The following is an 8808-nucleotide window of genomic DNA, read 5'->3' on the forward strand; positions in this document are numbered from 1 at the left end:
AAAAAACATCATTCTAGTTGTATCCAGAAAGCAACTATGAAAAGAACAAAAAATATTCATTCTCCAATTAGAATAAAACCTACATAAAACAGGGTTTTGCTTACGATAATTTGCGAATGCGAGTAATTCTTATTTTCTTGCCGTTATTTTCAAGTCGTGATAAACAGCATTCACATCAAACTAACTACCAATGAATAAGTTGTAGGATTAAAGACATGAAACTTTTGGTTAAATTAGGGGCGACAGCACTCTCTGTGTCATTGCTGTCTTCTAGCGTTCTAGCAGGTGAGCCAGTATATTCCGGTTTCCCAGTAACAGTTAAAGGCTATGAAGGTGATAAAAAAACATCTGTTGCTTATACAGGTCAAATCGCACGTCAGGTCTTGCATGATTCTTTGAAGAAATTAGCTGGTAAAGGTAACGGCCAACCAAACGAAGAATTAAAAGCTCAATTGATGTCTTACTTTGAAGGTAAAGACGCAGGTCGTGCTATCATCGCACCGAAAACCAAAGGTGATTTCATCATTGCTGAAACAGATGTTGATTCCATCAGCAAAAAGAAAAATCTAGCTGGTAAAACATATTCCGGCGTTGTAACAGGTATGCCAAATGGCATGACTGGTGCAGAACTTGTTACTTTCTGGATCGACAAAGCATCTTCTGCAAATAAAGGTGAAGATCTTGAAGCTGGTTACAATTACCCACAATTGATCTCCAAATTCTTGATGGGTGCAGTTATGTATAACCAAGCTGTCGACAATTATTTGGATGAAAAATTAGACGCAGATAAAAAGCCTAACGATAAGCCATATAGTGAAGGCGCAGCCTATACCGGTAAAGAACATGCTTGGGATGAAGCATTCGGCTATTTCGGTGCGCCTGCGCATGCATTGTCTCTTTCTCCGAAAGAAGTTTACGGCATCGCGAAACTTGGCAGCAAATCTGATGATCCTGTAAGTGTGTTGAAACTTGCTGATGCCAATGGTGATGGCAAAGTCAATATGAAATCTGAAATGGTGTTCGGTCCTGCTTATTACGCAGCTGGTGCTGACAAAGGTGGTAAATCCAACTACCTGCATACAATCACCAAAGCTTTCATTGATGGCCGTCAATTAATTGCGGATGCAAATGGTGAAAAACTTACAGATGCCCAACGTGACCAGTTGAAAAAATACGCAGCTGTCATTGAGAGCAATTGGGAAAAAGTTTTGGCAGAAGCAACATATAAATATGCGGGTTCCGTATATAAGGACATGCAAAAGCTTCAAACCATTAAAGAATCTGGTGGTGATTTAACAAAAGCATGGAAAGCCTATGTGAAACATTGGGGTGAGTTGAAAGGTTTCGCCTTGGCGCTTCAAACAGGTCGTAACAACCTAGCTGCGACAGCAACTCAGTTGAACCGTTTGATCGGTTACAGCCCATTGACATTGAACAATGAGCAAGTTTCCGACATCTCTGCAAATGGTGATTACCTAAGTGGTGAGACAATGGAATGGGGCATTTACATGCTTCATATGGCACGCGTTCAAAAATTGCTTGATGAAACATTTGGCTTGAAAGCTAAGTCTAATGACGTAACAGGCGAAATAGCTGCTTTGACAGATAGCTTGGGTGACGCACTTTCCGCTGAAACCGACTAATATCGTCATAAAATAATTTAGAATCAGGCAGGTATTTTCTTTAAGATTTTACCTGCCTGTTCTATTTTGCCGCTATGGATTTAGGAACAGTTACAACTTTACTCTGGGATGCGATCAGCCCGTTATTCTCCCCACAGAAGCGAATTTTTGTGGGATATCTTGCTGCGTCTATTCCGCTGATCATCCTATATTGTTTAATCTCTCGACAAAAAATCAGACGCTTCTGCCAAAGTTTCTTTTCCAAAGATATCTGGTTCAGCAAATCTGCCCAATTGGATTATAGTATTTTCATAATCAATCGCATTTTCATGCTACTTATGGCACCGATCCTTTTAACCAAACTAGCCGTCGCCACATATTTGTTTGAAGAATTTCATGTGATCTTTAACGGTCGACCTTCAGCTGAAGGTATCTTACCGGATTGGGCCGTTAGCTTATCTTTTACATTCTTGATTTTCCTGTTTGATGATGCTTCCAAATACTGGTTACATCGCCTCATGCATCGCAATCACTTTTTATGGCAATTCCATAAAATCCACCATGATGCGGAGAAACTAACTCCCTTTACAGTTTATCGAATTCATCCTGTGGAAGCCCTTCTTTTCAGTGTCCGGGCTGTTCTTATTCAAGGTTTCGTGATTGCTCTCTTTATCTTCTTCTTCGGATTAAATGTGACCTTAATCGATATTTTGGGGGCGAACTTTATTATTTTCCTATTCAACATCACTGGTGCCAACCTACGTCATTCTCATGTTCGTATTACCTATGGAAACTGGTTAGAGAAATTCTTTATTTCGCCTGCACAGCACCAAATACATCATTCTGACAATGTCAAACATTACGATAAAAACTTTGGTGTTGTACTCGCTATATGGGATTGGATCGGCGGCAGTTTACTGCTTGCCTCCAACACCCCAAAAAAGATCACCTTTGGCAATAAAAACACGTCAGACAAGATACATAGCCTACCTTATACATATCTTGCCCCTTTTCAACATTCCGGTAAAAGGATGATAAAACTGTTATCACCGCCTGTTAAAGAGAAACCAATAAACAAGTCCTCTCTTTGACCTATATATCCTTTAACGTATTCATATGCGTTTACATTCATAAAACCAACAGGGCGCTAAGGAAACGTAGGATAAATCATTCGCAGTTAGGTTCAAAACCAGACATTCCAGTAATCCTAATGCGCTTCACATCAGATAAATAAGGGAGTCTTTCTTGAGCTTTTTGCACGGCATCACCTTGTAGCGTTGCGACAATAATCTCTTCCTCTTGGCCTGCGCGAGCCAATTCGTCACCATTTGGTGCAATAATACAACTGGCACCTAAATAGTTCATATCACCTTCTTGGCCTGCTTGATTGGCATAAGCCACATAGATACCGTTTTCAAATGCACGGGTTGGGATAAGTTTTTTTGCAACAACATCCCATTGCGCGCCTAATGCTGTGGGCACTAAAACCAACTCAACACCTTGAGTAGCTATATGTCGAAAAGTTTCTGGAAATTCAGCATCATAACAAATAAGAGTTGCCACCTTAAAATCGCCAAGTTCAAAAATGTTGCATCCCTGCCCAGCTTCAAAATGATCCCCTTCAAATCCCGGAGGCAGGATAAGTTTACGGTGAATGTTTAAACAACGTCCACTCGCATCAAAACATGTTGCAGAATTATAGAGCTTTCCACCTAGCTTCTCTGGAAAACCATATTGAATTGCCACGTTAAATTCTTTGCAAAGAGCAGATATGCGTTTTGCATATGGCCCATCATTAGCTTCCGCCCATTCAAGAAGCTTCTTCCCTTTGTTATATCCCGTCAGAAAAAGTTCAGGCAGCACAAGGACATCAACTTTATGGGAAGATAAATCTTTTAGTTTGCGTTCCAACCAACCAATACGTTCTTCAGGTCCCTCAAGTGCCCCGGAAGATTGAGCAATCGCAAGTCTCAGCTCTCGCATAACATTGCCCCCTAAGCGATCAATAACTCGCGAGGATAGCTTGTAATATAATCAAAACCTGTTTCTGTCACGACGATGGAATCACCGATACGACCACCGAGTGAATCAATGGAAATGCCGCCATCAACCGCAAAGGTCATGCCGGGTTGAAGAACCGTTTTATCACCGGCCTTCAGCTCTGGTGCTTCCAGATAAGCAACACCAATGGAACGTCCGGTTCGATAACCCGTTTCATAACCACGTTCCTTATATATTTCATTAGCTGCAGCGGCGATATCTTCTGCTAATACTCCCGGTTTAATCGCATGAATGGCGGCTTGTTGCGCATCGATGGCGGCTTGTTGCACATGGGCAGCTTCGTCAGAAATCTCCTTGATATGGAACATGCGATCAAAGCCAAGCTTATATTGCTTAAACTGTGCCATGTTACAAAAACAGAAATAGACAGGATCTCCAATTGCATATTCCTTTACGCTGGCACGACGATGCACCATAGATGTATCTGCCCCACTTTGAAGAATTTGCAAATTATGGATCATAGGGGACACAAATTTTTCCCACCCTTTGTCAGTCAGGAAACCCGCAGCTTTTCGCGTGCCTGCATTGATCACACTCAACGCGGATTCATATTCGGCAGCTCCATCACGTAATGAGTCATGAGCTGCCTTCATCATTGCCCCTGCAATTTCCCCCGCTTGTTTCATCACATCAATTTCCAAAGAGGATTTAATCATACGCATTTGTCCCAAGACGGGCGAAATATCCATCAAATCTACGGTCTTAAATTGATCATCAAAGAAATTACGGACGATTGCTGGTATGGTATTTTTCTCTACCCAAACTTTGGAACAATTGTCACCCAGAGCATCTGCCAAGACACGTCCCCATGAATTATCCCCCATATCTTCCCAAACGCGAACATCTTCAACCCAGGTCATTTCTGCAACCATTTCGGATTCCATTAATGGTGTGATTACCACAGGTGTTTCATCTGGGCGTATGACCAACATTGTGGGGCGGCCAAATTCAATACCCAGATATCCCCAAAACCCAGCAAGATAAGCGATAGAACTTTCATCCGTGAATACGGCAACTTCAATTCCTGCCTCTTTCATTTTTGTTTGTAGAACTGAACTACGTAATTTTGCTTCTTCCAACATGAAGTAATTTCCTATCGCCAAATTTCAATTTCTATAAAAATCTATAAGCTGTATACAGATACAGAGTCAAACATAAAATATCACTGATAAATTGCAATTATATTGAATAGGTGTATACATATGTGTATATTTTTTTCTTTGACCACTGGCACTTCCGAGTAAATGCAGATACTGTCTTTTGATTTTATTTTCGAAGGTATTTTGAACTATGTCATTAATCCAACTTGAAAATCACGATGATATAAATGACGTAGACGTCATTCAGGAAATCATCCGAAATCGGATTTGCTTTTTGGAATACCCAGCAGGCACAACATTAAAAGAAACTGCATTAGCTGAAGAATTCGGTGTTAGTCGCACCCCTTTGCGCGAAGCTTTAAATCGCCTCCGCTATCTAGGCTTAATAGAAACACGTAACGGTGTCGGTACTGTTGTCGTTGGATTATCTTATCTACAAATCACACAGATTTATGAAATGCGGATGGAACTTGCTCAATTAATTGGAAAATTGTCTCCAAATAAAATCACAGATGAACACGAAGAAATAGCTCTATCCCTTTTGACTCGCGCACAAAGACAAACAATAGAGTTTGATATACAGGAATATTTTGCAATCAATCACCAATTACATCATTTAATTTATGACATTATTGGCAACGCATCACTTAAGGAAATGTGGAAACAACTCTATTTTCAATCAGCTAGCAGCTGGTATCAAGTCGCTAAAAACACAACAGAAAAAGTGTGTCATTCGCTCATTGATGAAATAACAGACCTTGTCACCGCTATCAAATCCCGCGATGCAGAAGCCGTTGGAATATCCCAGCGTCTTCACATTAAATACGGCTTCGAGAGAATAAAACTATTCAATCAATAATAACAAGATTTAGATATTAAAGAGAAAAAGAAACCCCAACCATTTTGTCAGGGCTTCATATACTTTACATTAAGCAGGTTAAACTAAAATTCATACTTGATCATCATCCCAGAAGAGAGCTGATTTTCAGATCCTTTATCTTTGACAATTGGACTATCCGCGGCATCGCCTATAATCCTAGAATATTGTGATACAACATTGAATGAGACTGAATCTGTAATACGATATTCTATCATGGCATGTAATCCAACATCTCTAAAACCAGAATCAACATCATATCTTGAATAAGCACTATTCGCAGCTTGTTTGGACGAAATACCGTAGAAAGATTGCATATAATCCTCTGATACCCATGTTGCATCAGGGCCAACCATGAACATTAACTTATCCTCAACCACTGGCACCATGAAATTTGCTTCTAATCCTACCAGAGCCCCTTCATGACCATCGCCAAGGTCTTGTTCAAATCGTGCGCCAAAATCCATCATTTCCCACTGATAGTTCGCGTATAGAACAGCTGCTGCGCTTGAATCAATATCGCCTAATCCGCGTAGGGCTTGGTTATCAGACTCATCTCGCCCTTCTGTCATTCCAACTCCTAAACCAAGAGTTAAATTATCTGTTTTATAGGCATCAACTAACAGACCGCCCATAGACAGGGAAACGCGATCATTCCAGACAACTTCTAGATGAGGCATAAAACCAGCATCATAATCATCCGACCCCATATAGTCCGGTGCATACATAACACCTGCACCAATCGCAAACTCCCAATTCTCATACAAACGTTCTGGTTCAGAAGGAGCCCCATTACCGGAATCATTTGCCATAGCTATGGGGGAAGAGGTTACTGCACCTGCCAATATGGTTGCAGGTAAAAAGAATTTGTTAAACATTGGAAACCTTTTAATTTACTAATGACGCGATGAATTTATCGACATCGCTAGTAACCAAGGGGTGACCAAATTACAGTTTATTTTCTTTTTCTTCGTTTATAGTAAATACCGCTCGCATACCGCCATCTTCAAGAGGCACCATCTCGCAACTCCATCCACAACGTGTGCATATACGTTTTACAAGATTGACACCAACGCCCTGTCCTAGCTCTTTTTTGCTTTGACCTGCTTTAACATCCAGATGGTTTTCAACTGTGAGAATGTTATCAATCAACTGAATACCCACATGTCCTTTAGGCGTATGTTGAAAGGCATTTCTCAATAGATTTGAAATCACAATATATAACGGTGTCTTTGAAACAGAGATAATATCCGTGTTTTCAACCGTTACCTTACATTCCACATTTTGCATTTCAGTGAAATAAGTAAGCTCTTCTAGAACATCATTTAAAAGTTCAGGATAATATACTTCTTCTTGAGACATATCAGGGCTTACTTCACGCCCTAACCAAAGCAACGTTTCAATCAACTGTCGCATGCTTTTAGAAGCTCGGGTGATACGATTTACAACACGGTGTTGAGAGTTTGATAAATCATGTTTTGAGAGTAATTCAATATTACCTCTAATCACAGTCACCGGCGTACGTAATTCATGACTTGCTTGACGCAAGAATTCTCTCTCTCTGACAACGAATTCTTCATTCCGACTTAATGCGCCGTGAAGCTCCTTTGCAACATTATTCAGCTCTTTAAATTTAAAATCCGGGATTGGTTGCTCGAGATTATTAGAGTTTAATTCTTCAGCCCATCTAGCTAATGCCTGAGAAGGATTCGCCAAACGCCTTCCCAACATGAAGACTACAATAACAAACAAAACCAGAAATATAATAGCAATCGGAATCGAAAAGAATGATAATTGATCCCACTCTTCTAAGAAAATGCTTTCATCGTCAAAATCACTAAAGTTTTGAACCATATAGATAGTCCGGCCGTCATTCAGTTCATATGGTAATATTAGATAGAGTAGTCCAAGACGTTTCTGATCATCATCATGTATGTCATCTAAGTCCAAATCATACAAATCTCCAACTTCCAACTCAGCTTGCGATACATGTTTTCTAACTACTTCTGGAAGTGTTTCATATCTATCATAAGTTATAATATTAAATGCCCTTGGAAGAGCTGCATCCTTATTTTGTGCTAATGTACGTTCATACTGCCGTGCGAACACATCTAATTCAAAAGAAGCTGCTAAACGCGTGCCATGAAATAAGTAAAAATTTAAAATTACGGTATACATAAGTAGTGTACAACCAAGGCACAAGAAAATGTATTTGCGAATGACACCAGAAAAAGTCTTCATTTTAGACGCCATTTTCTTCTTCCCTTAAGGCAATACCTTGCCCGGCAACGGTATGAATAAGATCTTTTTCAAACGGTTTATCAATACGTTTTCGTAATTTATAAAGATGTGTTTTCAGTGCATTACTGTCAGGTGGCTCACCTTTCCACAAAGCCATTTCAAGTTTGGCTCGTGAAACGACTTTGGGGCTATTTCTCGATAATACTTCCAAAATCAACCAACCTGTCGGTGATACCTTGATTTCTTGATTTGCACGCCATATAGAACATGCTTCAAAATCGATTTCCAGATCTTCTATAATAAACTTTTTGATCTCACCACTTCTTCGACGCGATAATACACGGGTACGCATTAAAAGTTCTTCTAAGGCATAAGGCTTTACTAAATAATCGTCAGCGCCAGCTTGAAACCCTTCCAGTTTATCATCTAACGTATCACGTGCTGTTAGCATTAAAACAGGTGTATCTACACCTTCACCGCGTAATTCTTCACAAATACTAACGCCATCCCTAAAAGGTAACATAAGATCAAGCAGGATCACATCGTAGTTCCCGGTTTTTGCTAAATCTAACCCACTCTCACCATCATAGGCATGGTCACATTCAATACCTTCCAACTCTAGAAAGTCATTTACTGTAGCAGCAATATCCATGTCATCTTCGATCAACAACACCATAATACTTGCAGATGTTTTCATACCTAAATCCTAAATATATCATCACTCTTGGTTGGCGGAGAAAATAGAATTTTCACCACTTTGTTTTATAACCTGAGAAATTAGAAGATATAGATGAAAAAGGGTAAACGTTTGGTGACCAACCTCCTGATCTTGCCATAATTCGATAACCTAAAACGTAAAACGCCCTTTTTTTCAACTAAACAACATCATGTTGCTTCTGCACCATAA

The 8808-nt window shown here is 39.9% G+C and carries 8 protein-coding genes; 3 read left to right on the forward strand and 5 right to left on the reverse strand.

From position 1 onward, the window contains the following. The first annotated feature begins 215 nt into the window (after positions 1 to 215). Together E1160_RS02045 and E1160_RS02050 are read left to right on the forward strand one after the other, a co-directional pair. Positions 216 to 1643 carry a DUF4856 domain-containing protein gene (locus tag E1160_RS02045; protein ID WP_155153326.1) on the forward strand — a complete coding sequence of 476 codons (1428 nt, stop codon included), beginning with the start codon at positions 216 to 218 and terminating at the stop codon, positions 1641 to 1643. 317 nt (positions 1644 to 1960) lie between these two features. After that, positions 1961 to 2713, forward strand: coding sequence for a sterol desaturase family protein (locus tag E1160_RS02050; RefSeq protein WP_218048656.1), 753 nt, complete (start codon positions 1961 to 1963; stop codon positions 2711 to 2713). A 76-nt stretch (positions 2714 to 2789) separates the two neighbouring features. Here E1160_RS02050 and E1160_RS02055 read toward each other — a convergent pair whose 3' ends face one another. Both E1160_RS02055 and E1160_RS02060 read right to left on the reverse strand, forming a co-directional pair. Further along, on the reverse strand, positions 2790 to 3605 hold the full coding sequence (locus E1160_RS02055; RefSeq protein WP_155153328.1) for a carbon-nitrogen hydrolase family protein: 816 nt from the start codon (positions 3603 to 3605) through the stop codon (positions 2790 to 2792). 11 nt (positions 3606 to 3616) lie between these two features. Beyond that, positions 3617 to 4765 (reverse strand): M24 family metallopeptidase, encoded by a 1149-nt coding sequence (locus tag E1160_RS02060; protein WP_155153329.1) that lies wholly within the window; start codon positions 4763 to 4765, stop codon positions 3617 to 3619. Positions 4766 to 4973: 208 nt separating this feature from the next. Between E1160_RS02060 and E1160_RS02065 the strand changes: the two genes are divergently transcribed. Beyond that, positions 4974 to 5642, forward strand: a complete 669-nt coding sequence (locus tag E1160_RS02065) for a GntR family transcriptional regulator (protein ID WP_155153330.1) — start codon at positions 4974 to 4976, stop codon at positions 5640 to 5642. 83 nt (positions 5643 to 5725) lie between these two features. On the opposite strand, the gene E1160_RS02070 is transcribed toward E1160_RS02065, so the two are convergent. From E1160_RS02070 to E1160_RS02080, 3 genes are all read right to left on the reverse strand, one after another. Beyond that, positions 5726 to 6538, reverse strand: coding sequence for a MipA/OmpV family protein (locus E1160_RS02070; protein ID WP_155153331.1), 813 nt, complete (start codon positions 6536 to 6538; stop codon positions 5726 to 5728). A gap of 70 nt (positions 6539 to 6608) precedes the next feature. Further along, on the reverse strand, positions 6609 to 7913 hold the full coding sequence (locus tag E1160_RS02075; RefSeq protein ID WP_155153332.1) for a sensor histidine kinase: 1305 nt from the start codon (positions 7911 to 7913) through the stop codon (positions 6609 to 6611). Beyond that, the gene (locus E1160_RS02080; RefSeq protein ID WP_155153333.1) at positions 7903 to 8598 is read right to left on the reverse strand and encodes a response regulator transcription factor; all 696 of its coding nucleotides are present in this window, start codon (positions 8596 to 8598) and stop codon (positions 7903 to 7905) included. Before E1160_RS02080 ends, E1160_RS02075 begins: the two co-directional genes overlap by 11 nt. Between the last annotated feature and the right edge of the window lie 210 nt (positions 8599 to 8808).

Source organism: Curvivirga aplysinae, assembly GCF_009711445.1.
Taxonomy (GTDB): domain Bacteria; phylum Pseudomonadota; class Alphaproteobacteria; order UBA8366; family Aestuariispiraceae; genus Curvivirga; species Curvivirga aplysinae.

Bases quoted from the DNA above. Each gene is read 5' to 3' on its own strand.
- E1160_RS02045 (WP_155153326.1), top strand. From the start codon at position 216: ATGAAACTTTTGGTTAAATTAGGGGCGACAGCACTCTCTGTGTCATTG.
- E1160_RS02050 (WP_218048656.1), top strand. From the start codon at position 1,961: ATGGCACCGATCCTTTTAACCAAACTAGCCGTCGCCACATATTTGTTT.
- E1160_RS02055 (WP_155153328.1), bottom strand. From the start codon at position 3,605: ATGCGAGAGCTGAGACTTGCGATTGCTCAATCTTCCGGGGCACTTGAG.
- E1160_RS02060 (WP_155153329.1), bottom strand. From the start codon at position 4,765: ATGTTGGAAGAAGCAAAATTACGTAGTTCAGTTCTACAAACAAAAATG.
- E1160_RS02065 (WP_155153330.1), top strand. From the start codon at position 4,974: ATGTCATTAATCCAACTTGAAAATCACGATGATATAAATGACGTAGAC.
- E1160_RS02070 (WP_155153331.1), bottom strand. From the start codon at position 6,538: ATGTTTAACAAATTCTTTTTACCTGCAACCATATTGGCAGGTGCAGTA.
- E1160_RS02075 (WP_155153332.1), bottom strand. From the start codon at position 7,913: ATGGCGTCTAAAATGAAGACTTTTTCTGGTGTCATTCGCAAATACATT.
- E1160_RS02080 (WP_155153333.1), bottom strand. From the start codon at position 8,598: ATGAAAACATCTGCAAGTATTATGGTGTTGTTGATCGAAGATGACATG.